The organism is Priestia sp. RMT2NF4, from assembly GCF_047872835.1.
Classification (GTDB): Bacteria; Bacillota; Bacilli; order Bacillales; family Bacillaceae_H; genus Priestia; species Priestia zanthoxyli.
In genome coordinates this window covers 1,076,060-1,100,645 of sequence record NZ_JBLQZO010000001.1, presented here as the reverse complement: position 1 = coordinate 1,100,645, position 24,586 = coordinate 1,076,060, and the positions used below count along the sequence as shown (strand labels likewise).

The following is a 24,586-nucleotide window of genomic DNA, read 5'->3' as shown; positions in this document are numbered from 1 at the left end:
AGCGTTTTTTGCTGCGTTCTTACTTTTGACGATAGGAATACAAAAGGGGTTTAGTGAGAGTGATCAGCAACGATTTATTACAAGCTTTAAAAGACGGATATAAACAGAGAATTAAATGGGTACTTATAAGTCAAATGGCACTGTTCATCACCGTAGCAGTCATACTTGTATCAAATTTTGTCACTAAATTTTCGTTTAACCAATTAAGCTTTATTTTTGTTTTGGTTAGTATAAGTTCGCTGTTATCAGGGGTAGAGCACGTATTGTTAAAACGTGAGAAGTGGCAATGGATTTTTGATTTTATTTTAGCTGCTTTTTTTATTGGTTTATCTATTTTTTTACACCGTTAAAGCGCCTGGTTCAGCGCTTTTTTATTTTGAACAGCTCAGCACACAAATTTCGGACCTTTCTAGTATAAACAAAACAAAAATAGGTATTTATGACGAAAATAGTCAGAAAATTTAGTAAAAAAGTCTTGTATCTTGTCTTTATTTCGATTATGATAAGTTTACACCCTTCGTATTCACTTCTTTGGATGTCAGTACCTCTATTTTTACACTACAGAAAAGAGGTGAAGCCATTTCTTCAGTTTTCCTGCTAGCCTGCATATTAACCCTTTTAGCTATTTTATTTAGTAGCAACTACCCTCAAAATTAAAGGAGAGATCCGCGCTTATGTCAAAAGCTCCTGTAAAAAACGATATTGAACTTCAACTATCTGAAACGCACTTTTTTCAACTGCTTGATTTAATTTATTTAGGTAACTGGATGGTCACAGCATGTTCTGGAGTGGAAGATGAGCATGCACAGGAATATACGGATGTAGAAAAACAAATGTTTTCACACGCAGAGCCTTTCCTTGAAAAAGGACCTTTTCACACGCTAAACAGTGAGGTTATGTTTACAGAAGAACATGAAGATTCTCTTCAAGATATTATTGGAGAATACGATAACGAAGTGTTTTGGGAAGCGCTAGCCTATCGCATGGCTAAACGAGATGTGATAGAGCAAATAGGACCCACTAAAGAAATAAAAAATGAAGTTTTTATGCAAATTTTTCATCGAGAAATGGATTATATACGAGAGTTTGAGACAAATGGAATTAAACGAATAACTATACCGCCTTTGCAGTAAAGGAGACAAATCGGCTTTCAACCTTGAAGGCCGATTTGCTGTTAAGCTGAAGCTTTTCTATTCCGCCTAAGAGGCGGGAGAGATCGGTATGTAAAGCTCCGCCATAACCATTCACACGGACCGTAATAGAAATAATAAAGCCACCACTTATTAAGAAAAAGCTGGAGTGTATAGATGATGAGACAAATAACCGTGCTTTCCGTTAAGGTAAGAGTTCCGTATAAACCAAAGACTCGAACCATCCACAGGCAAATTAAAGTTTGGCTAAGGTAAGTTGTTAATGCCATTGTTCCACTATACTTAAAAAGACCCAGCATTGAAGCGTAAGGAGAAAATTGCAGGAATAACAGTAAGGTGGTAAGATAAAAAAAACATAGAAAAATGCCGCTCAAACTTGTAAAAAGGTGAATGGCCGCCTGCTGATAGAGTTCGTATCTTAAAATCTCTGTTTTTAGCATGGCCAGAATAATAGTTAAAGTGAAACCTGCTGCGCCTGTTATTGACTGAATTTTCTTTAAAAAAGAACGATTTTGTTCGATATTATGTACCAATCCTTTTTTAGCAGTATATAAGCCAAATAACAACATAGAAAATACGGGAAAGATAGAAAACGGTAGATTTAATAGCATAGGCACCACTTCAACATTCAAACGATAAAACAGCCAAGATAAATAGTCTGCTTGCCTGTAGGTGGATAAATATTGGGTTAAGACATGTTCATGTAAAGCTTTATACTCCCACTGAGCCTCCTGCAAGACGTGTGCTGGAGTAAAAAACTGCATACAAGCCAAAAGATAAAAAAAGCATAGCAAGCCTATTGCCCACAGCAAAATCGTCTTAGCTTTTCGATTGTAAAAAAAGAATAATAAAAGACCGCCAATAGCATACACATGCAAAATGTCTCCATACCAGAAAAAGACAAGATGAAAAAGCCCGATTAATAGCAAAGAAGCCATTCTTCTTGACCATAAAGCAGCGGCAAAGTACTGCTTTTCTTCAGCTCTATGCAAAAAAATTCCGCATCCAAGTCCAAACAAAAAAGAAAAGATGGTAAAAAACTTCCCTTGGACAAACAGCTGCAAGAATAAATCAATATAAGCATCTATTCCTTCATACTTATAAGAAACATTGTACAGCTGAAAAATAAATATCGGAGAAGTAAAAGCCGGTATATTCACTAAAAAAATGCCCAGCAAAGCAATGCCCCGAATAATATCAAGAATAACAAGACGTTCGTTAAGGGGAAGTGGAGAAGGATTCATCGCTGTCGCTCCTTTTGGTTAGATATGTACATCTTAACACGACAGTGGCGAAAAAATAGGTGGAAGTACAAAAAAATAAGCGGAAAGATTCATAGCTTTATGGATGAAAAAGTTGGATAATAATGGTATGGTCACCCATATCAAATATGAAAGGTGGAGAAAAAGATGAAAACAGCACTTGTGTTAGGTGGAACGCGTTTTTTCGGAAAAAATTTAGTTCAGACATTGCTTTCTAAAGGAGTACAGGTTACGTTAGCAACGCGAGGTAAAACACCGGATGATTTCGGCGACCGAGTTGAGCGAATTTTTCTTGATCGTGTAGAAAAAGATTCTATAATCGAAACAACAAGAGGAAGAAAATGGGATGTTATCTTCGATCAAATATGCTATTCTTCACACGGCGCAGCTGTTGCTGTTGAAGCTTTTCGTCATAGTACGAGTCACTATGTACTTACCTCGACTCTTTCAGTATATGGTTCTTTAGAAAAAACGTGTTATGAAGAAGATTTTGATCCATACAAGTATCCTATTTCATATACACGCCGTGAAAATATTTCCTATCAAGAAGGAAAACGCCAAGCCGAGGCAGTATTCTTTCAAAAAGCACCGTTTTCGGTAACAGCTGTCCGTTTTCCAATTGTTATGGGAAAAGATGATTATACGGACCGCTTGCGTTTTCACATAGAAAAAATTATGCATGGAGAAGAAATTGGTGTACCGGCTATTGAAGCAGAAATGAACTTCATTTCACAGGAAGAAGCAGGTGAATTTTTAGTTTGGTGTGCAGAACAGAAGCTAAAAGGGCCGATTAACGCTTGTTCAAATGGTACCATTTCACTCAAAAATTTATTTTCATATATTGAACAAGCAGCGGATAAAACAGCAAGAACAACCTCTCGTTTAACGGATGAAAATAGTTCTCCGTACGGAGTAGATCATTCTTGGACGATGAGCAATGAAAAAGCTAGCTTTTGGGGATATTCATTTACGAACCTGCAGGACTGGCTGCCTTCATTAATCAAAACTGTCGTTGAAAGCGAAAAGAAAGTACCTTTAAGTTAGAGAACAACAAAGACTGCACGTTTAGCAGTCTTTTTGCTATTACAAGCAGAACACTTTTATTTTATGAGCAAAAAAGGTACGCTAAGTATACATCATTATATAGAAGAAAGAAGGATACACTATGGCAAAACATCACTTTCATTTGCAAGCAAATTGGCCAGGAGGCCGAAATGAAGTGGGAACAATTGAAGCAGGGCAATTAAAAACAAACATTTCTATTCCACCAGAAATGGACGGGCCAGGAGCCGGGACAAATCCAGATGAAATGCTGCTAGGAGCAGCAGCCACCTGCTACATTATCACGCTTGCAGCGATGCTAGAAAGAAGTGGAATCCATCAGGAGGCTTTAACGATGGAATCAGAAGCTATCGTGGACGTAACGAATGGTGTGTTTACGTACGAAAAAATCATTCATAAACCTCACGTGATCGTCACACCTAAATTTGCGGCCCAAGAAGAGAAAATCAATCGACTTATAAAAAAAGCAGAAACGTCCTGTATGATTTCAAGAGCCATTCAAGGAAATGTAGAGATCGAATTAGAACCTCAGCTCACAGTAAAAGCGTAATGAATCCATTACGCTTTTGTTATGTTTATTTCTAAAAAATAGCACATTTAAGATTGTAAAATACTCAAATTTGAATATAATAATTTAAGTAGCTATCATTTCTGTTCATCAAAAAGATGACGCGAAAGGAGGAACTGAAATGGTTTCATCAGAAAAACATATTCGTTTTATCGTAGCAGGATTGCTGCTCGGTATTTTTATGTCAGCCATGGATAACACCATCGTAGCGACGGCTATGGGGAAAATCATTTCTGATCTAGGCGGATTAGATAAGTTTGTTTGGGTTACGTCCGCTTATATGGTTGCCGTGATGGCAGGTATGCCGATATTTGGTAAACTATCTGATATGTACGGCCGTAAACGGTTTTTTATTTTTGGGTTAACCGTATTCTTACTTGGATCCGCATTGTGTGGTTTAGCACAAAGCATTGTGCAGCTAAGTATTTACCGAGCGATTCAAGGAATTGGAGGAGGAGCGCTTCTTCCGATTGCTTTTACCATCGTATTTGATATTTTCCCTCCTGAAAAACGCGGGAAAATGACGGGATTATTAGGTGCCGTTTTTGGCTCAGCAAGCGTATTTGGTCCACTTCTCGGTGCTTACATTACGGAATACATCAGCTGGCACTGGGTGTTTTACGTGAACGTGCCAATTGGACTTTTATCGTTATTTTTTATTATGCGCTTTTATAAAGAGTCAAAAAGTCATAAAAAGCAAAAAATTGACTGGGCTGGTGCAGCCACTCTTGTCATTTCAGTAGTAAGTTTAATGTTTGCTCTTGAACTTGGAGGAAAAGAGTATGAGTGGTCTTCTCCGCAAATTTTATCTCTTTTTGCTATCTTTGCTGTGGCGCTGTCACTCTTCTTTTTTGTGGAAAAGCGCGCGCAAGAGCCGATTATTTCATTTTGGATGTTCAAGCGCCGTTTATTTGCAACATCACAGATTCTCGCTTTCTTATACGGAGCAACGTTTATTATTTTAACGGTATTTATTCCTATTTTCGTTCAAGCTGTCTACGGAGGTTCTGCTACAAATGCAGGTTTAATTTTAACTCCGATGATGTTAGGCTCAGTAGCAGGAAGTGCGATCGGCGGGATTTTTCTCACAAAAACAAGCTTCCGAAACTTGATGATTATGTCCGTTTTTTCATTTGCAGTAGGAATGTTCTTGTTAGGAACAATGGAACCTGATACACCTCGTTGGATGCTCACGGTATTTATGATTTTGACTGGATTTGGCGTAGGGTTTAGCTTTTCTCTTTTACCAACGTCGTCAACTCATAAGCTAGATCCACAGTTTAGAGGTTCTGCCAACTCAACAAACTCATTTGCTCGTTCTTTAGGAATGACGCTGGGAGTTACGATTTTTGGAACGATTCAAAGCAATACATTTACAAATGAGCTGCAGCGCAATTTTCAAGGTATGGGAAATGGATCACAAGGAGCATTTTCTCAAATAGGAGATCCGAGTGCAGTTTTTCAATCAAGTGCCCGAAACAGCATTCCGCCTCAAATATTAGATAAGATTGTTGATGCTATGTCTACATCGATCACGTATGCATTTATGCTTGCTCTTATTCCAATTGCAGTAGCTATTATTACTGTCTTTTTAATGGGAAATGAACGAGTGGAAGTTCCCCCTAAAAAGCGGGTAGAAGCTAAGGAACCTGCAGCTCAAAAATAGAAAAGGCACAAATTTATTCGTGCTTTTTTTACTAAATAAGATGCATGTCAAGAGGTGAAAGGTGTTATGAGTGTTAAATTAGTCATACTGGGCTTATTAATGGAAGGAAATAAGCACCCTTATGAAATTCAGCAAACCATTAATGAAAGACAAATGAAGCACTATATTAAACTTGCAAGCGGTTCTTTATATTACGCTTTTGATACGCTCGAAAAAGATCAGTTGGTGAAAGTAGTCGATGTGATTCGAGAGACGAACAGACCTGAAAAGACCGTTTATTCTATCACGGATGCAGGAAGAGAAGAATTTGAACGCCTTTATTTTGAACAGCTGTTAAAAAAAGAGCATATGCATAGACCTGTTTATGCTGCTCTTTCATTTACTTCTTACGTGGATCAAAAAAAAGTGGCTTCTGCTTTAGAAAAAAAGATTGAGGAAACGGCAGCTTATTTAGAAAAAATGCAAAATTTGTACCAAGTTAAAAAGGTGGATCATTCCATTGCAAATCTGTCAATCATTATGCGCACGATTATGCATTTGAAAGTAGAAGTAACTTGGTTCACTCATTTACTCGAAGCGGCGAAAAGCAGCAAGCTTACAGAAGTAGATGATAGTTATTTTAAAGACGTTGAAAAAATCGTAGATGAGTTTTAAAAAAAGAAGCAAAACACTGCTTCTTTTTTTAAATAGTCATAAAATATATTTCAAGCAATTTAATTTCGCCAAAAGCTAGGTCAATAACAATTAATTAACACCTGATTCGACCTTTAATCAGCTTTACTTATAAAACGCTTTCAAAAAGTAGTAAGACTATTAAAAAAGTAAAAAAAATTAAAGAAATATAGCGATTTCATTTTGATTGACGAGTAAAAGAGTGGTAAAATATAAGCAGATATCAGATACACACGCAGTGAGATTTATCACTCGTTGTAAAGATGTCAGACGATAAGGTAATCGACATTCAAAATGGAAAGATTGTTGAGTACGACAATTATTATAACTCGTTGGGGGTTTTATCATGGGTAACGAAACGTCGAATAGAGGGGAGCCTTGGCAAGGATTTTTGGGTCCGAACTATGGCTATGTATTAGAACAGTATGAGTTATATGAAGAGCAGTCAGATCTAGTAGATCCAGACTTAAAAGAATTATTTGATTATTGGGGTGCTCCTCCATTAAACGAAAGTGAGCAGGTTCAGCAAGCTGAATACGCACAGACTGCACCTTCAGCTAACACATCTAAAATTGCATCGGCTATTAAGCTAGCGGAAAACATCCGTGCTTATGGTCATCTATACGCGTCAATTAAGCCTCTTGAAAGCGAGAAGAAAGATCCTGTCTTGCTTCACTTGGAAGATTACAATTTAACGCAAGAAGATTTAAAATCAATTCCGGTTGATATTTTATGTACGAATGCGCCATCACACGTCAAAAATGGTTTAGACGCAATTAACTATTTAACAGATGTCTACACAAAAACCATTGCGTTTGAATTCCATCACGTACATAACATGGAAGAGAATAAGTGGCTGACTGATATGGTCGAGTCAGGTGCTATTTTCCAACCTCTTTCAAATGAGAAAAGAACTTCTGTATTAAAGCGTTTAACAGAAGTAGAAGGCTTTGAACAATTTTTACACCGTACATTTGTCGGACAAAAACGCTTTTCTATTGAAGGCGTAGATATGTTAATTCCACTTGTAGATGAACTGATTGCACGCTCAGTGGAAACAAGCCCAAAAACGGTTAATATCGGTATGGCTCACCGTGGACGTTTAAATGTATTAGCACACGTATTAGGCAAGCCGTATGAAATGATTTTTGCGGAATTCCAGCATGCGCCTAACAAGGAATTAGTTCCTTCAGAAGGTTCAATCGGTATCAACTACGGCTGGACGGGAGACGTAAAATATCACCTGGGTGCCGACAAACAAATTAAAGCAGAGAACACAGTTCGAGCTCGTTTGACATTGGCTAGTAACCCTAGTCACTTGGAGTTTGTTAATCCGGTTGTGGAAGGGTTTACAAGAGCGGCTCAAGATGAGCGTGATGTGAATGGATACCCGAAACAAGATGTAAAAAAATCGTTCGCGATTTTAATTCACGGAGATGCTGCGTTCCCTGGTGAAGGTATTGTACAAGAAACGCTGAACTTAAATCAATTGACTGGTTATCAAACAGGTGGAACAATCCACATTATTGCTAACAACATGATTGGATTTACAACAGAAAGCGTCGATTCTCGTTCAACAAAATATGCAAGTGACTTAGCAAAAGGGTTTGAAATTCCAATCGTTCACGTAAACGCGGATGATCCGGAAGCCTGTTTAGCGGCTGCTTATTTTGCTTATGAGTATCGCAGACGTTTTAACAAAGATTTCTTGATTGATTTAATTGGATACCGTCGATTTGGCCACAATGAAATGGATGAACCGTCTGTAACGCAGCCGAAGATGTATGAAATTGTGACAAAACGTCCAACCGTTCGTGCTATGTATGCAAAGCAGCTCGAAGAACAAAACGTTATTCAAAGCGGTCAAGCAGATCAAATTAATGAAGAGTTACAAGCGAAGTTAAAAGCAGCTTATGAGAAAGTACCGCCAAAAGCTGAAAAACAACATAGAATTATGGAAATGCCACAAGCAGTCTTCAAAGGAATTTCAGATATTGATACATCTGTTACAAAAGAAGAGCTGTTTGAAGTGAATCAAGAGCTAGTGAAATACCCTGAAGGATTTAACGTATTTCCAAAACTTGATCGCATCTTATCTAAACGTGCCAAAGCGTTTGAAGAAAATGAAAGCGTGGATTGGTCATTGGGTGAGGCATTTGCATTTGCTACGATTTTAAGAGACGGCACGCCAATTCGTATTACAGGCCAAGATTCTGAACGTGGTACGTTTGCACATAGACATCTTGTTCTTCATGATCATAAGACAGGGGATGTTTACTCACCACTACACGCAATGAAGAACGTAAGCGCTTCCTTTGATATTCGTAACAGTCCATTATCTGAAGGTTCAGTGCTTGGATTTGAATACGGCTATAATGTATTTGCTCCTGAAACGCTTGTTCTTTGGGAAGCACAATTCGGTGATTTTGCCAATGCAGGTCAAGTTATTATTGACCAGTTTATTGCAGCAGGTCGTGCTAAGTGGGGACAAAAATCTGGAATGGTCTTATTGCTGCCACATGGCCATGAAGGTCAAGGGCCAGAACACTCAAGCGCTCGTCTAGAACGTTATTTACAGCTAGCTGGAGAAAACAACTGGACAATCGCAAACGTAACAAGCGCTGCGCAATATTTCCACTTACTTCGACGACAAGCTGCCATTTTACAGCGCGAAGAAGTAAGACCGCTAGTAGTTATGACACCAAAAAGTTTGCTTCGTAATGCTTTTAGTGTGTCAAACCTTGAAGAGTTTACAAAAGGCTCTTTCCGCTTAGTAGTAGAACAGCCTGGATTAGGCAAAAAAGAAGATGCAGTTGAACGAATCGTTCTGTGCAGCGGAAAAATCAGCAGTGAGTTAACGGAACGCTTAAACAAAGCAGAAGATGATAAAGATTGGCTACACGTTCTTCGTCTAGAACAAATTTATCCGTTCCCAAGACGCGTAATTGCTGAAATCTTTGCTCGCTATAAAAATTTAAAAGAGATTGTCTGGTTACAAGAAGAGCCTGAAAACATGGGCGCATGGAACTATGTAGAAGATCGACTGCGTGAAGTAGCACCAGAAGGAGCTACTGTTGACTACATCGGCCGCACAAGACGCTCAAGTCCAGCTGAAGGAGATCCAACAGTTCACAGACAAGAACAAGAACGTATTTTACAAGATGCATTAACTAAAAATGAAATTGCTAACGACGTTGTTACACGATAAGGAAGGGGAATGAACCATGGGAGAGATTAAAGTACCGGAATTAGCAGAATCAATTTCTGAAGGAACAGTTGCACAGTGGCTAAAACAAGTAGGAGATTTCGTTGAAAAAGGCGATTATATCGTTGAACTTGAAACAGATAAAGTTAACGTTGAAATTACAGCTGAAGACTCTGGTGTGCTAACAGAACTTCTTGCTGGCGAAGGCGACACAGTGCAAGTTGGTGAAACAATTGCACGTCTTGAAGCGAAAGAAGGAGCTTCAGCACCAGCAGCACCAAAAGCTGAAGAAAAACCAGCAGAAGAAGCACCAAAACAAGAAGCTGCTCCAGCTCAGCAAAAAACAGTTGAAGAAGTAGCGCCAGCAGCTGAAGCGCCTCAACAAGGAAATCAAAAACAATGGCTGATTGCTTCTCCTGCAGCTCGCAAAGCAGCAAGAGAACGTGGAATCAAGCTAGATCAAGTACCAACTACTGATCCTCTTGGCCGTGTGCGTAAACATGATATTGATTCATATGCAGATCAAAAATCAAATGAGCAAAAACAGCAGGCACAAGCAAGTAAGCCAGCTAACCCGGTATCTCCGTCTCCAGCGGCAAGTGAAAATAGCGACAAACCTGTTGAACGCGAACGTATGTCACGTCGTCGTCAAACAATTGCCAAACGTCTCGTTGAAGTTCAGCAAACAGCGGCTATGTTGACAACGTTTAACGAAGTAGACATGACGGCTGTTATGGCTCTTCGCAAACGACGCAAAGACAAATTCTTTGAACAGCACGACGTAAGACTTGGCTTTATGTCATTCTTCACAAAAGCAGTAGTAGCAGCACTTAAAAAATACCCATTATTAAATGCTGAAATTCAAGGCAACGAGTTATTAATTAAAAAATTCTACGATATTGGTATTGCTGTGTCAGCTCCAGACGGTCTTGTTGTTCCAGTTGTACGTGATGCTGACCGTAAAACATTCGCTGGTATCGAAGGATCTATCGTTGATTTAGCGAAAAAAGCGCGCGACAACAAATTAGCATTAAAAGATTTACAAGGTGGAACGTTCACAATTACAAACGGCGGTGTATTCGGTTCATTAATGTCTACACCAATTTTAAACGGGCCTCAAGTTGGTATTTTAGGAATGCACAAAGTTCAGCTTCGTCCGGTAGCAATTGATGAAGAGCGTATCGAAAATCGTCCGATGATGTACATTGCACTTTCTTACGATCACCGTATCGTTGACGGCAAAGAAGCCGTAAGCTTCCTAGCTACTGTTAAAGAACTATTAGAAGATCCAGAATCTTTATTACTAGAAGGTTAATAAAAAGAACCTGCTATTCTTCGAGAGAATAGCAGGTTCTTTTATGTTCGCTTAATGCCTGCAACATAAGCAGGACCCAAAAAAGTCATGCTAGCGAGTGTCAGAGCCATTTCTCTAGGTGACTGCTTCATATCTTGTTCTAGCCAGTGCTGAATGACGCCAAGATGCGCTGACGTTACATAAGACATTAAATGTTCAAGTGGAACAAGCGGAGGCGTTTTATTATCCATGAGCTCTAATTTTTCCAGCATATTGGTTTTCATAACTTCTTTAATTTTAAGATGAAAGCCAGGGTTGCCTTTTGGACCAAGCATAACCTGCATAAAACGCGCATTCTTTTGAATATATTGAAAAAGCGCAATAATAAACGGCAAAGGCTGTTCTTTCAAATTAGCAGATACAATCTCATTTGGATTTGCTTTTTTGATAAATTCTTTTATCTCTTGAATGACTTCATTTTCACTTTTTTCAAGCAAATCGTATTTGTCTTGGTAGTGTAAATAAAAAGTTCCTCGATTAATATCGGCTTTTTTCGTCAGATCTCTGACCGTTACGCCTTCAAATCCTTTCTCTTCCATTAATTCTGTTAAAGCATCTCGGATAAATTTCTTCGTTCGAATAATTCTACGATCTGTTTTTGAATTCCCCACAGTTTTTAAACACCTACTTTTTTCTTTAATAATGAACAGTTATGTGTTTTGTGTTAAGTAAGCGACATTCCCATGATTATTGCATATTGAGAATGCAGGTAAATTTATTATAATTTACATAGTGATCACTAATCAACAGCATGTACATTATCTCTCCGTCAACGTGTATATGCTTAAAGAAGGGGATATCTATATGAAATTAAGTAATCAAAAGCTTATATATCTTTCACCAATTATAGTGGTAGCAGTTATTTTCATTTTTACCCTAACGTTAATTCCTTCAGTAAGCCAAGCACCTAAGAATTTGCCAATCGCATTTGTAAATGCCGACGAAGGAATGACAGTTCCAGCAAAGGGTAAGGTAAATATAGGAGATCATATAAAACAAAATATGAAGAGTTCAAGCGCTGAACAGGCTTCGGTTAAATGGATTTTTGTATCAACTACTAAAGAAGTTGAAACAGGGTTAAATAATCAAAAATACTACGGAGCGCTTATCATTCCAAAAGATTTCACCAAAAAACAGGCGACTCTTCAGACGGCTCAGCCTGAGGCACCTGCTATTAGATTGTTAGTGAATCAAGGAATGAATACAGCTGCTTCAACACTAGCCAGTCAGGTGCTAAACGGAGCAGTTGATCAGATGAATGAAAATATGCGCTTGCAACTAGTGAAAAGATTTGAACAAAGCGGAACGCAACTAAGTGCAAACCAAGCATTAGCACTCGCTACACCGATTCAAAAGACAGTGATAAACGTCAATAAAACAGGGACTCATAGTGTCAACGGAAATGCCCCCGTTTCATTATTTCAGCCGCTGTGGATGGCAAGCATAGCAGGGGCAGCAGTTGTCTTCCTCAGCATCCACAAAATCACGTTTTCTTCTCGCAAAGAGAAAATTGTTAACCAAATAGGGTTCGTAATCATTGGTGCTACACTTGCTTTAGCTGCAGGTTTCGGGCTAGCGTGGCTAGCTGAAGTAGTTGGAATAAGCGTTCCTTCATTTTTGGATACAGCACTATTCTTAGCTATTGCTTACTTCAGTTTTTTCACCTTGATATCAGCCGCACTTTCATGGTTAGGACTAAAGGGACTTCCGATTTTCGTTATTATTCTATTTTTTGGCGCACCGCTGCTTCCAATGGCCCCAGAAATTATGCCTGATTTTTATCGAGAGTGGATTTATCCATGGCTGCCAATGAGGTTTATGGTAGATGGCGTAAGAGAACTATTTTTCTTTGGAGAACATCTGACATGGAATCATTCTGTATCCGCTCTAGCTCTTATCTCTTTAATAAGTTTGTGTGCTCTGTTTGCTTCTGCTTTACCTGCATCTTCTGTAAAAAAAGAGAAGTCTCGCTCAATATAAAGATACTGCAACTGAATGAGAAGGAGAGATAATGATGAAGCCACAAATCCTAATCGTTGGTGCCGGACCTACTGGCCTTGTGATGGCCTATAATTTAGCAAGACATAACATTTCTTTTCGAATTATTGATAGAAACGAAGGGCCTGGGCAAGCCTCCCGGGCAATGGCTATTTTACCGCGAACCCTTGAATTATATCAGCAGTTCGGTTTTGCAGATGAAGTCATAGACCGCGGGATTAAGATGGAAGATGTATACGTCCGAGTAAAGAATAAAATAAAAGCAAAAGTTCATCTAGGATCTTTAGGAGAAGGATTAAGTCCTTTTCCTTTTGTTCTTACATTTCCACAGGACGACCACGAGCGGTTTCTGCTTGAAAAATTAAAAAATCTTGGGATTGAAGTAGAATGGAAGACGGAGCTACTATCTCTAGCTGAACACGGAGAAGAGGTAAAAACTTTATTAAAAGCCCAGCAAGAGGAAACCGCTTATTTTAAGTATATTTGTGGATGTGACGGAGCACACAGTACAGTTCGTAAACAAATGAATATAGAGTTTAAAGGAGAAAAATATAAACAGCATTTTTATGTGATGGATGTTCACGGCTCTGGTGAAGTGATGAAGGATCAAAAAATCAGTATTTCATTTAGCAATGAAGAATTTTTGATTTGTATGCCTGTTAGAAGTAAAGGAACGTATCGAATGATCGGCATTATTCCTTCAGCTCTTTTGGATCAAAACGATATAAAAGCTGAAAATATTCAAACTTTTCTTCAACAAACATTTGGTGCTGAGATTGAAAATATAAATTGGTTCTCAACATACAATATCCATCACAGAGTAGCAAGTCGTTTCCGACAAGGGCGTATTTTTCTAAGTGGAGATGCAGCCCATATTCATAGTCCTGCAGGCGGCCAAGGAATGAACACAGGAATTGGAGATGCAATCAACCTTTCATGGAAATTAGCAGCTGTCCTTCAACACAAAGCGGCACTTTCCATATTAGATACATACGAAGAAGAAAGGTTACCTTTTGCAGAGCTGCTTGTAAATACAACTGATCGCGCTTTTAAGCGAATGGTGGCAAGAGATAAAACGAGTCAATTTTTTAGAAAGCATATCTTTCCGCCTGTACTATCCTTTTTATTTCGCTTTCCTTATCCCCGTCACAAAGCATTTACAATTTTATCTCAAATCCGCATTAAATATCGAAATAGTAACCTAAGCAGCGGACAAGGGACAAACGTACAAAGTGGTGATCGGTTACCTTATGTGGAAGGGAATTTTGAATCTTTACAGTCCTTAAACTGGCAAATACACGTCTATGGAACAGCAGCACAGAAGCTAAAAAAGAGCATGAGAGAAAAAGGCTTCTCTTTGCATGAGTTTTCTTGGAACCCCTATATGAAGAAAGCAGGGCTTCAAAAAGATGCACTGTATGTTATTAGACCGGACGGGTATATCGGTTTTATTAGCAGCGAACAGCGTATAGAGCTTCTTTATCAATATTTGAATACTCATAAAACCCTTCCTTTTACAAATGAATAATAACGCTAATAAAAGGCTAAGACAACATGATTTTAGCTAAAAGAAAATTGGATCGATGAATCGAGACTCTTCAAGGAAAATCAACTTTATTCGGATTTTTTTATGGTCATGTAAACGTAGATTTCATCTGTTTAGTTTACTCAAGCGGTTGATTGGAAGGCAGGGCGCAGATTCCTGCAGGAAAAGCAGAACAGGTGAGACCCCGCAGGAGCGCAAGCGACGAGGAGGCTCAGCGGCCGCCCGCGGAAAGCGAAGCCTTGCACGGAAATCAACCGCGGTGTCAAAAGCGCTCCATACTAAGCCTCCTTTATCTCATTTGTGCGTCTTTAGATTGAATTGATTTTGTTATGTCTCAATCTCTTTATTTTTGTTTACAATTTCGAAACAACTTGGAGATGTTTTTGCTAAAGCTGTTTGATAAGATAGACGAAGAGAAATATCAAATGAAAGTACGTGATACATTGAATAAAAGGATTTTAGTAGTAGATGATGAAAAAAGTATTGCCACAGCGGTATCTTATGCTTTCAAGCGCGAAGGATATATTGTAGACACAGCATCTGACGGTGAAGAAGCACTTGAAAAAGTAAAAAGCTTTCGACCTGACGTGATGATATTAGATGTGATGATGCCAAAATTAACCGGCTATGAAGTATGCCGAAAACTTGAGAATCGAAGAGGAATGGGGATTATCTTGTTAACGGTTAAAAATGATATCGTCGATAAAGTTCTAGGTTTAGAGTTAGGCGCTGATGATTACATGACCAAGCCATTTGATGTAAGAGAACTTGTAGCTAGAGCTAAAGCACTTGTTCGGCGAATAGAAAAAAATGAAGCTCCTGAAGCTGTGGGAGAAATCACGGTGGGAAAAGTGAAAGTGAACTTAATTCAGCGCACGTTACATGTTGCCAATGAGTTAGTTAAGCTTACACCAAAGGAGTTTGATCTTATTGCTTTATTGCTTGCCAATTTAGAGAGAGTGTACACACGAGAAGATTTACTAGATCTTGTCTGGGGAATGGATTATGCAGGCGGTACACGTACGGTAGATATTCACATGCAGCGCCTTCGAAAAAAAGTAGGAGAAGCAGAGCCTTATTTGCTTCAAACGGTATACGGGGTTGGATATAAAGCGACTGCAGGGATCAATGAATGAAAATCAGCCTAAAAGCTAAGATGGGACTCGTTCTTGCTTTTTTAATTATTTTAACAGTAACCGTACTGAGCGTACTCGTATTAAAAGGAATTGAGACCAATCAGCGTGATCAGCTAGAAAGTGAACTTATTCAAAAAAGCAAAGCAGCGGAGCAAACGATTCATCAAAGTTATGTAACAGGTGACCCGTCTCTGAATACAGATTCCTTTCTTCAGCAAAAAGGACAGCGCCTTGCATCTTCAATTGCATCACAAAGCGGAATGCAAACAGTCCTATATAATCAAAAAGGACAGGAAGCAGGAAGCTCTATTCCCATCGGCCAAAAAGATGTGGATGTTTCTGATACGCTTAGCTATGCTTTGAAAGGAAAAATAGCCTATCAAATCTCGGGTTCTTCCCTTATTTACTTTGCACCTGTGTCAATCGAGAATCAATTTATTGGAGTCCTTCGTTTTGACCATTCTCTAAAAAATAATCAGCAGTTTATAGCTGACATTAGGCACTTATTTCGTATGGGGGGAACGATTGCAGCGGCAGCAGCTTTTTTAATTGGCTATGCTTATTTTTATCGCATTGCTTCTCTCATCGCTACGCTTCAAAAAACTTCACAGCAGATTCGAAAAGGCCATTATTTAACTGATGTGCCCTTCAAACGGCGCGATGAACTCGGAGAGCTCAGTCAAGGCTTGTTTTTTATGAGTACGTCGATTGAAAAAAACATCGATCAAATGAATAAAGAAAAAAGAAAGCTTGAGTTCGCCATTTCGAAACTGCAGTCTCTCGAACAGCAGCAAAAGCAGTTTATCGGTAACATCAGCCACGAATTTAAGACGCCTTTAACATCGATCAAAGCTTATGTTGACTTACTTGATATGTATCGAGATGATCCTCAGCTTATGGAAGACGGTGTGCAAAACATTCGTAAAGAAACGAATCGCCTCCATGAAATGGTGGATAAAATCTTAAAGCTTTCAGCACTTGAGAAATATGATTTCGAGCAGCGACCAGAGCAAGTTGAATTGAAACGGCTTCTAGAAGACATATGCGATCGTATGAAAGGAAAAGCTGCTAAATTTGATTTGACTCTTCATACAAATATAAAAGAAGCGGTTGTTTGGGCTGATCGCGAAAGCTTAATACACATTTTTATTAATTTAATTGACAATGCTATTAAATATAATGAACCCGGAGGAAAAGTGGAAGTAGCATCTTATACTTTAGAGAATTCTATCATTGTAGATGTAGCCAACACCGGAATAGGAATTCCACCCGAAGCAGAAGAGAAATTATTCCAACCATTTTTCACCGTAAATAAAGATCGGTCGCGTTTATCCGGAGGAACAGGTCTTGGCTTAGCATTAGCCAAAGATTTAACTGAAAAACAAAACGGGGTTATCAAGCTGCATCATTCTGACTCTACATGGACAACTTTTAAAGTGTCGTTTCCTTTAAAAAACGAGAACTGAGTTAGCTAAAAGGAGTGAACCGTTATTGAAACGGTATAGATTAATGATATATATCGCAAGCACTTTTCTTATTTTAGCATCATGCGGCCAAGGAGAAGGTCATAGAGAAACGGTTGAAAAACCAGACAAGAAAATTACTGTATTGGACCACGTAGATCAAGATGGAAAAATAGAAGTGAAAGACGTTCAAGATATTAACGGAGTAAGAGCGTTTCAATTTTTGAATGAAAACACAGTGATTGTTAGTCAAGAAAATAAACAATTTCGGTCGCACGATTTCGGTCCCAAAGAGGTATATGCGCAGAATTTAGCTACTTATAATCTAAAAAACAAGTCTACTTTTGTGTTGCATCCAAGCAATGAAATTCAACATGCGGCGAAGCTTTCTCCAAATGGTAAATATCTTTTTTATAAAGTTGCAAAAGGCGAAGATACATTTGGTTATATAATGAACGTTCAAACAAAAAAAACAGTTGAAATCAAGAATGTTCTTCTCTACCCATCAAGCGGAGAGTGGCTTAATAATTCAGAAGTAATGTTTATTACAATGGAAGGAAAGCTTTCTAAAGCAAATGTAAAAGGAAAAGCAGAACCTCTATTGCACAGAGACGATCGAATCTTAGATGCAGTTAAAGGGATAGGTGGCATTTATTATATTGGTGTAAACAACCAGCTTTTTTTTCTTCATAACGAACAGACGGACCCTGAAAAAATCCGAGATAATGTGGTTTCTATTATCCCGTCTCCAAATGGAAAGCAATTAGCGCTCGTTCAGCAAAAAGATGCCCAAACGAGAACGCTGTCTATCACAGATTTAAAAGGATCAGAGGCCTTTCAGCTTGCTCTGTCCACTCAAATTTTTGGCGTAAGCTGGTCTCCCGACGGTTCGAAATTAGCTTATAATTTTATTTCTGAAAAAGAGGGAGATAAAGGGATATTCATAGCAGATGGATTAACAGGAGATGTTACACACTTAAACGTAAATTTAGACTATGCCGCTGATCAGCTTGCCTGGAGTCAATCAGGAAATAAACTAGTTGCATCGAGCTTTACGCAAAATCAAGTTCATACGTATATTATCTTTTTGAAATAGACTGCTTAGGCAGTCTTTTTTTTACGCATACTAAACTTCTTTAAGAGTGTTTACAAGTTTGAAACAACTGAATAAAAGACAGAAACATTTATGTTTTATTCTTTCTTTACAGGCTTTTATAGCGTATCAAAAGCCATGTGGAAGGAGTAAGACATCATGAAATACTTTTTATTTATTTGTTCTTTAGCTTTTGCGCTGATGATAGCAGGGTGCGGCACAAGCAATTCTTCATCAAAGCCTGTCGGAGAATTCACAAAAAATGGACAGGCTCAAAAACTAGAAAGCTCATCAGCTTCTTCATCTTTAACGAAATCTAATGTAGACGAAACAGTGGTAATAGCCAATCCAGAATCGGTTACGGCTTTAGTTAATAAAAAGCATCAGCTTCCTGAATCTTACCAGCCTTCCGATTTAGTCTATGCCGACGTTCCGTTTATCTTTAACGAAAAAATAGAAAAACGAATGCTTAGAAAGCCTGCGGCACAAGCGCTTGAAGAACTTTTTCGAGACGCGGAAAAAGAGGGTATCAGCTTACTTGGCGTATCTGGTTATCGATCTCACGAGCGGCAAAAAGAGCTTTTTGCATTTTACGCAAAGCGAGACGGTGAAGAACAAGCACGCACTTATAGCGCCTACCCAGGAACGAGTGAACACGAAACGGGACTAGCAATCGATGTCACAGGAGGAAAGGGAATATGTGCTGCAGCAGACTGCTTTGCTGATACACTAGAAGCTCATTGGCTTTCAAAACATGCGTATCAATACGGATTCGTTATTCGATATCCTCAAGGTGAAGAAGAAGTTACCGGTTATAAATACGAACCATGGCACCTTAGATATGTAGGAAAAAAGGCAGCCTCATCCATTTTTAATCAATATATAACGTTAGAAACCTATGCAAGTAAGACAAAAGCTTAATCAAAAGTTCTATAGCTGGAAAACGAAGGAAAGAAAAATGAAAAGTCAGGTTTATCACTCTCACATATGATACAAACTGATACTATAACATGCTTGCTATAGAGGAAGGGTATCAATGTATAAAGATATTGCGATTGAACTGATATGTGGATTTTTAGCGCTATTTATTATGCTGAAGCTTTTAGGTAAGACACAGTTTGCTCAAATCACTCCGTTTGACTTTATTACAACGCTTGTCCTGGGAAATATTGTAGGGGATGCAGCTCTTGAAAAAGGAGTAGAGTTAACTGAAATTCTTTATAGCGTTTTGATTTGGGGGCTTCTGATCTACGCAGTGACAAAGCTATCTCAAACCTTTACAGGGTTTAGAGGAATTCTTGAAGGAAAACCTTCAATGATTATTTATAAAGGGAAAATCCTTTATAAAGAGCTTAAGAAAAACAACTTGGACTTGAATCAGCTTCAGCATCTAATGAGACAGCAAGGGTATTTTTCACTGTATGAAGCAGAATACGTCATTTTAGAAACGAATGGAGAGGTGAGCGTCGCTCCTAAACATGAATTCGGCCCTCCGACGAAAAATGATTTAAACATCCCTTATTCTCAAACTAATTTACCTATTGCTTTAATCATGGATGGAAAAGTAGTGCCTGGCAATTTAAAAGAAGCCAATGTAGATGAAAAGTGGTTAAAAAAACAGCTTGCAATCAAGAAAATAAAGGAATACAGCGAAGTTTTTTATGCTGAATGGCAGCAAGAGCGAGGACTGGAAATAACAAAATTCTAAAAACCCTTTTCTTTTAAGAAAAGGGTTTTTAGTTTTCTTTTAATAGCTTAGCAAAATCTTCAATCGTTGTAGAATACGTGACGTACAGACGGGGAATAAGATAGTTTTCATTTTTTTGTCCACTTTCAGTAAAAAAATTTGGAATCGTTGAAAGACCAAATGTATAATTCTTTTTTGTTTCTTCCACTACGCGGCTATTGACCTTTCCGTAGGGATAAGCAAGAGCAATAACGGGCTGGCTCGTGATGGCTTCAATTTTCAGCTTTGATTCAGCTAGCTCATAGGATAAATTTTTCGTCTTAGTTAAATCCGGATGAGTAGCGGTATGAGACTGAATAGAAAAAAATCCTGAATCAACAAATTTTTTTAGATCCGCTGGAGACAAACGGTTGGGACGACCGATAAAATCTGAAATTACAAAAATTGTAGCCGCTGGATGAAATTGAGGGCTGGCTGTTCTTTGAAAAATAGGCAAGATAGTAAGATTGTTTTTATATCCATCGTCAAATGTAATAAATATAGGTTTTTTAACATGCTTTAGTTCCTGCCATTTTTCAAATGTTAGCGGCGTATATCCTTGCTTTTTAAGATAAAGAAGTTGTTTCTCAAAATTTTCAGGTGTCACATACAGTTCTTTTTCCCCGTGGCCTGTGTAGGAATCAATAGAGTGGTAAATCAGTATAGGTACTTTCACTTGGCTAAAAGCGGGGGAAGGGAAAATAACAGTTAGCAATAAGATAACAAAAACCAAATTTTTTCTCATAACAATCCTTTCTAACGCGCAGTGATGACGAGACTATCTTAGTATGTCAAAAGAAAAGGAATGTATAAGCCAAGCTTTCTTTTTTACAAATATAAGCCTTCTTTTTTAAATATTTTATGCAGAACCAAGTGCTCAGCAGAGTTCACAACGGCAAACTGTTTTTTAGAAAGAGAATGAGGAGAAAAACGCATTAGCTTAGTAAAGTCTGATGGCAGCGTAGTAGATGAAACATCAGTAGAGAGTATAGGGGCAGACAAAGATGTTTTCGAGCCGATGTGAAAACCCCAATCTCCAAAAGAGGGAATAATGGTGTGGTAGCTCAACGTATAAAACTGAGAAGCTTTCATCGTCTTATTAATGCTCCAAAAAACGATAGGTGTGTCTCTAGGAGAATTTGACTGACACACGACCAAGCCGCTGCGCGATAGTGAACGTTGGAGAAGTGTGTAAAATTCTTTTGTATAAAGCGCACTTATTTTTTTATTAGTAGGATCAGGAAAGTCAATAATGATGATATCATAACACGCTGAATTCAAAGAGAGGTAGTCAACAGCATCTTGAATATGAACGGTGACACGAGAATCTTCAAATGAGCGTTGATTTAACTTCTTTAATTCTTTTACATTCATCGCAGCATTTACAACGTCAGCATCTATTTCCACAAGGTCTATTTCTTTAACTTCTTTATATTTAAGGACTTCTCGTAAAGCTAAACCATCTCCACCGCCCAGAATAAGAATGCGGCGAGGACTTAAGGAAGCTGCAAAGATAGGGTGTACAAGAGCTTCATGGTACGCATGTTCATCCAATGAACTAAATTGCAGCTGTTCATCCAAATACATTCGAATATCAGATGCTTTGATTAGCTGAATATCTTGAATACGGTTTTTTTGATGAAACAAAATGTCATGCTGACCTGATAAGATCTGCTGTAGACTAACGTGATCTGAGTCATCTCCACGATCGAGAAGACGAGTGCTTTCAGCATGCTGACGATTTTTTGTTAGAGTTTCGGCGTGTTGAATTCCGCGAGAAATTGAATATACAACAGCTTTTTTTGAAGCTAATTGCTTCAGCAACGCATAACCAATTTCAATTATTTCTTTGTCTCCGCACGTATAAAAATCTAATGAAGCGTAGTTTTCCTCCGGCCAAGTATGAATAGACAAGTGAGAGGTAGCTAATACGAGAATACCTGTAATGCCTTGGGGCGTAAACTGGTGAAAATAACAGTGCAAAACTTCCATCTCTGCATCTAGTGCAGCTTCAATAAGAATTTGCCTTAAAAGTGAGGGATCATTTAATATCACTTCATCGCATTCGAACGCATCCATTAGCAAGTGTTCGCCTTTAATATCCACTACTTCAGCCTCCTTTCTGAGCATTATTTTCACTATCTTATGAAATTTTTCAGAAAAAGGAAACGCAAGCACGTTAGTTTATAAATATTTTCGGGAAATAACTAGTTATCATCACATAGAAAGGCGGTTTAGGCAAACATATTTTCGTTGAAGGAAGAGCCGAACAATCAATCCATACTCTTAGTAGAAATCGAAACCTTTCGAATTTTTTCATTGATAGGATGAACGTAGGATTCATGTATGCAGGATTTCTAGCGGTTGATGGGAGAGCAAGGCGAAGACTCCTGCAGGAAAAGCGAAACAGGGGAGACCCCGCAGGAGCGTAAGCGACGAGGAGACTCATCGGCCGGCCGCGGAAATTGATAGCACTAGCTCACTTATCCAATTTATTCATCTTTACATTGGATTGATTTCGATATGTCTCAATCTTTCTACTCTTTATCAGCATTAAACCAGCCTTTTCGCTTGAACCATAGAATTAAACCAAGCGTTATCAATCCCATGAAGCCAAGTACAAAGAAATAGCCATAGTGCCACTTTAGCTCAGGCATATTTTCAAAATTCATTCCGTATACGCCAACGATAAAGGTAAGGGGAATAAAGATAGATGAAATAACAGTCAGTGTCATCATAATTGAATTCATCCGGTTTGAATTAAGAGAAAGATAATTATCGCGCATATCAGACGTCATTTCCCGGTTTGATTCAATCATATCGGCTAATTTTAATAAGTGGTCATAGACATCTTTAAAATACCTTTTTTGTTCAGGATGAACATCTAAGCGTTCAGAATTTATAACACGGTACAATAAATCGCGCATAGGCAAAATGGTTCTTCTGATTTTTAGCAAATCACTTCGAAGTTTAAATACATCTTCCATTAAAACAGAGATGGATTTTTTTGCGTCTATGTTTTCTATATCATTCAGCTCATCTTCAATTTGATATACAGTGGGAAAATATTCATCTACCACTTTATCCATCACAGAATACGCAAGGTAGCTTATTCCTTTTTCTTGAATCGAAGGTGTATGAAGCAGCTTTTCCCATACTTTATCAATTGCAGCTGACGGGTGAAAATGAAAAGTAACCATATAATTATCGCCGATAAAAAGATCAACTTCTTCAGCTTCTAACGTTTGCCGATTTAACGAATGAAGGACAAAAAAACTGTATCCTTCATAATAATCGAGTTTTGGACGCTGCAGAAAATGAAAGCAATCTTCAATCGCTAACGGATGAAAGTGAAAGGATGATTGAAGCAGCAGCGCTTCTTCTTCAGAAGGGCAGTTAAAGTCAATCCAATAGTACTGAATAGAGGGGTCGTGAATCTGATCTAATTGTATATGTTTCACAAGTTTGTTATCGTTCATAAGAGCTAACGTTCGTATCATTTGAAAACTCCTTCGTGTTTTTATAGCCATTTTCAATGTAGCATAAAATCAATAAACTAAACGTATTTTTTTAAAAATTTTCTTTCTCCTCTTTTTATAAAACTAGTAAGGGGGAAAAAGTTGAATTATAATGATAGTAGTAGCTCGTATGGAAAGGGGAATTGTTTTGAATAAAAATGAAGCACTTCGAATGTTTTTCTTAAAACATGCAGATCAACTGACGGAAGAATGGTATGAAAGCCTTGAAGACAATGACCCAGAATCGGTTTATGCATCTACTCATCCGGAAGTCATTTCAGTATTAAAAGGTCAAAATAATGAATTTCATTTATACATAGCCGATGTATTTATAAAAAGTGAAAAAGAATTTTTTGATTCATTTGAAACGTGGATTTTAAAGATTGCGGAAGACGGAGAGCATGTAAGAACGCCTATTCATTATATTATTCGAGAATTTTTCCGAGTTAGAAAACAGTATTTAACATATTTAAATCAATTTGTAGAAGCGTATGACCAAGATATTACGCAAGAAGAACTAGACGAATGGAACGAATTGATTGTACGCGTGTTTGATATCACCGTTTATAAATTTGTTGAAGAGCACCATCAGCATTCAAGACGGTTGCTTGAAGCACACAAAGAGCTGATTAACGAACTGAGTTCCCCAGTTATTCCATTGAGCGATCATATTGCGATTCTTCCGCTTGTTGGGGATATCGACACAGCAAGAGCACGACGAATTTTAGAAAATACGCTAACTCGCTGTGCTGAACAGCAAGTGAATCACCTTTATATTGATATTTCAGGAGTGGTTATTGTTGATACGATGGTTGCTCATCAGATTTTCCAGCTGATCGATGCCTTAAAATTAATAGGCGTAGAATCAACGATCTCTGGGGTACGTCCTGAAATCGCAATTACCGCTTCTCATTTAGGTTTATCGTTTGAAAATATATCCACAAAATCAACTCTTGCTAATGCGATGGCTTCACGTATGAGGAAATAAAAAAACAAGAATTATTTTTAATTCTTGTTTTTTTATTTCAATTCATACTTGACATATAGGTTAAACAGGTATTATGATTTTACTAATTTAATAAATAAAAAGAGTCGTATTACATACGCTAATATACAAATGCATCTCTGTAATTAGCGGACAAGAATTGAACAAATAATATGAAAAC

The 24,586-nt window shown here is 38.1% G+C and carries 22 protein-coding genes; 17 read left to right on the top strand and 5 right to left on the bottom strand.

Annotated features, from left to right (window positions below; translation table 11 throughout):
- Positions 1 to 59: 59 nt before the first annotated feature.
- Both ACMX9J_RS05610 and ACMX9J_RS05605 read left to right on the top strand, forming a co-directional pair.
- The gene (locus tag ACMX9J_RS05610) at positions 60 to 350 is read left to right on the top strand and encodes a hypothetical protein (protein ID WP_013057601.1); all 291 of its coding nucleotides are present in this window, start codon (positions 60 to 62) and stop codon (positions 348 to 350) included.
- 324 nt (positions 351 to 674) lie between these two features.
- A complete protein-coding gene (locus ACMX9J_RS05605; RefSeq protein ID WP_033579407.1) occupies positions 675 to 1,133 on the top strand; it encodes a hypothetical protein in 459 nt (152 codons plus the stop codon).
- Between the two features lie 41 nt (positions 1,134 to 1,174).
- Here the strand turns inward: ACMX9J_RS05605 and ACMX9J_RS05600 are convergent, their stop codons facing one another.
- A complete protein-coding gene (locus tag ACMX9J_RS05600) occupies positions 1,175 to 2,395 on the bottom strand; it encodes a DUF418 domain-containing protein (RefSeq protein ID WP_367078029.1) in 1,221 nt (406 codons plus the stop codon).
- Between the two features lie 165 nt (positions 2,396 to 2,560).
- Here ACMX9J_RS05600 and ACMX9J_RS05595 point away from each other — a divergent pair, with 165 nt between their 5' ends.
- The 6 genes from ACMX9J_RS05595 to odhB all read left to right on the top strand — a co-directional run bounded on the left by ACMX9J_RS05595 (position 2,561) and on the right by odhB (position 10,901).
- Positions 2,561 to 3,457 carry an NAD-dependent epimerase/dehydratase family protein gene (locus ACMX9J_RS05595; RefSeq protein WP_416225524.1) on the top strand — a complete coding sequence of 299 codons (897 nt, stop codon included), beginning with the start codon at positions 2,561 to 2,563 and terminating at the stop codon, positions 3,455 to 3,457.
- A 121-nt stretch (positions 3,458 to 3,578) separates the two neighbouring features.
- Positions 3,579 to 4,025 (top strand): OsmC family protein, encoded by a 447-nt coding sequence (locus ACMX9J_RS05590; protein WP_416225523.1) that lies wholly within the window; start codon positions 3,579 to 3,581, stop codon positions 4,023 to 4,025.
- 139 nt (positions 4,026 to 4,164) lie between these two features.
- Positions 4,165 to 5,709, top strand: a complete 1,545-nt coding sequence (locus tag ACMX9J_RS05585) for an MDR family MFS transporter (RefSeq protein WP_028412865.1) — start codon at positions 4,165 to 4,167, stop codon at positions 5,707 to 5,709.
- 66 nt (positions 5,710 to 5,775) lie between these two features.
- The gene (locus tag ACMX9J_RS05580; RefSeq protein ID WP_416225522.1) at positions 5,776 to 6,363 is read left to right on the top strand and encodes a PadR family transcriptional regulator; all 588 of its coding nucleotides are present in this window, start codon (positions 5,776 to 5,778) and stop codon (positions 6,361 to 6,363) included.
- 364 nt (positions 6,364 to 6,727) lie between these two features.
- On the top strand, positions 6,728 to 9,589 hold the full coding sequence (gene sucA, locus ACMX9J_RS05575) for a 2-oxoglutarate dehydrogenase E1 component (RefSeq protein WP_028412867.1): 2,862 nt from the start codon (positions 6,728 to 6,730) through the stop codon (positions 9,587 to 9,589).
- A gap of 16 nt (positions 9,590 to 9,605) precedes the next feature.
- Entirely contained in the window at positions 9,606 to 10,901 is a 1,296-nt protein-coding gene (gene odhB, locus ACMX9J_RS05570; protein ID WP_014459542.1) for a 2-oxoglutarate dehydrogenase complex dihydrolipoyllysine-residue succinyltransferase, read from the top strand.
- A 41-nt stretch (positions 10,902 to 10,942) separates the two neighbouring features.
- On the opposite strand, the gene ACMX9J_RS05565 is transcribed toward odhB, so the two are convergent.
- Complete coding sequence (locus ACMX9J_RS05565) at positions 10,943 to 11,551, bottom strand: TetR/AcrR family transcriptional regulator (RefSeq protein ID WP_416225521.1); 609 nt, start codon at positions 11,549 to 11,551, stop codon at positions 10,943 to 10,945.
- Between the two features lie 193 nt (positions 11,552 to 11,744).
- Here ACMX9J_RS05565 and ACMX9J_RS05560 point away from each other — a divergent pair, with 193 nt between their 5' ends.
- The 8 genes from ACMX9J_RS05560 to ACMX9J_RS05525 all read left to right on the top strand — a co-directional run bounded on the left by ACMX9J_RS05560 (position 11,745) and on the right by ACMX9J_RS05525 (position 19,884).
- On the top strand, positions 11,745 to 12,920 hold the full coding sequence (locus ACMX9J_RS05560) for an ABC transporter permease (RefSeq protein ID WP_416225520.1): 1,176 nt from the start codon (positions 11,745 to 11,747) through the stop codon (positions 12,918 to 12,920).
- Positions 12,921 to 12,954: 34 nt separating this feature from the next.
- Entirely contained in the window at positions 12,955 to 14,466 is a 1,512-nt protein-coding gene (locus tag ACMX9J_RS05555) for an FAD-dependent monooxygenase (protein WP_416225519.1), read from the top strand.
- A 148-nt stretch (positions 14,467 to 14,614) separates the two neighbouring features.
- Positions 14,615 to 14,806, top strand: a complete 192-nt coding sequence (locus ACMX9J_RS05550) for a hypothetical protein (RefSeq protein WP_416225518.1) — start codon at positions 14,615 to 14,617, stop codon at positions 14,804 to 14,806.
- Positions 14,807 to 14,927: 121 nt separating this feature from the next.
- Positions 14,928 to 15,620 (top strand): response regulator transcription factor, encoded by a 693-nt coding sequence (locus tag ACMX9J_RS05545; RefSeq protein ID WP_028412871.1) that lies wholly within the window; start codon positions 14,928 to 14,930, stop codon positions 15,618 to 15,620.
- The gene (locus ACMX9J_RS05540) at positions 15,617 to 17,086 is read left to right on the top strand and encodes a sensor histidine kinase (RefSeq protein ID WP_028412872.1); all 1,470 of its coding nucleotides are present in this window, start codon (positions 15,617 to 15,619) and stop codon (positions 17,084 to 17,086) included. Before ACMX9J_RS05545 ends, ACMX9J_RS05540 begins: the two co-directional genes overlap by 4 nt.
- A 25-nt stretch (positions 17,087 to 17,111) precedes the next feature.
- Positions 17,112 to 18,179, top strand: a complete 1,068-nt coding sequence (locus ACMX9J_RS05535; protein ID WP_028412873.1) for a TolB family protein — start codon at positions 17,112 to 17,114, stop codon at positions 18,177 to 18,179.
- A gap of 156 nt (positions 18,180 to 18,335) precedes the next feature.
- Positions 18,336 to 19,097 (top strand): M15 family metallopeptidase, encoded by a 762-nt coding sequence (locus ACMX9J_RS05530; protein ID WP_098625807.1) that lies wholly within the window; start codon positions 18,336 to 18,338, stop codon positions 19,095 to 19,097.
- A 115-nt stretch (positions 19,098 to 19,212) separates the two neighbouring features.
- Positions 19,213 to 19,884 (top strand): DUF421 domain-containing protein, encoded by a 672-nt coding sequence (locus ACMX9J_RS05525; protein ID WP_063247748.1) that lies wholly within the window; start codon positions 19,213 to 19,215, stop codon positions 19,882 to 19,884.
- A 28-nt stretch (positions 19,885 to 19,912) separates the two neighbouring features.
- Here the strand turns inward: ACMX9J_RS05525 and ACMX9J_RS05520 are convergent, their stop codons facing one another.
- The 3 genes from ACMX9J_RS05520 to corA all read right to left on the bottom strand — a co-directional run bounded on the left by ACMX9J_RS05520 (position 19,913) and on the right by corA (position 23,402).
- Entirely contained in the window at positions 19,913 to 20,647 is a 735-nt protein-coding gene (locus ACMX9J_RS05520; protein ID WP_416225517.1) for a polysaccharide deacetylase family protein, read from the bottom strand.
- 83 nt (positions 20,648 to 20,730) lie between these two features.
- Positions 20,731 to 22,008: a polyamine aminopropyltransferase gene (locus tag ACMX9J_RS05515; RefSeq protein ID WP_409405292.1), complete on the bottom strand. Its 1,278-nt coding sequence runs from the start codon at positions 22,006 to 22,008 to the stop codon at positions 20,731 to 20,733.
- A 431-nt stretch (positions 22,009 to 22,439) separates the two neighbouring features.
- Positions 22,440 to 23,402 carry a magnesium/cobalt transporter CorA gene (gene corA, locus ACMX9J_RS05510; RefSeq protein WP_028412877.1) on the bottom strand — a complete coding sequence of 321 codons (963 nt, stop codon included), beginning with the start codon at positions 23,400 to 23,402 and terminating at the stop codon, positions 22,440 to 22,442.
- A 130-nt stretch (positions 23,403 to 23,532) separates the two neighbouring features.
- On the opposite strand from corA, the gene ACMX9J_RS05505 reads away from it, so the two are divergent.
- Entirely contained in the window at positions 23,533 to 24,408 is an 876-nt protein-coding gene (locus ACMX9J_RS05505; protein WP_049165233.1) for an STAS domain-containing protein, read from the top strand.
- The last annotated feature ends 178 nt before the right edge of the window (positions 24,409 to 24,586 follow it).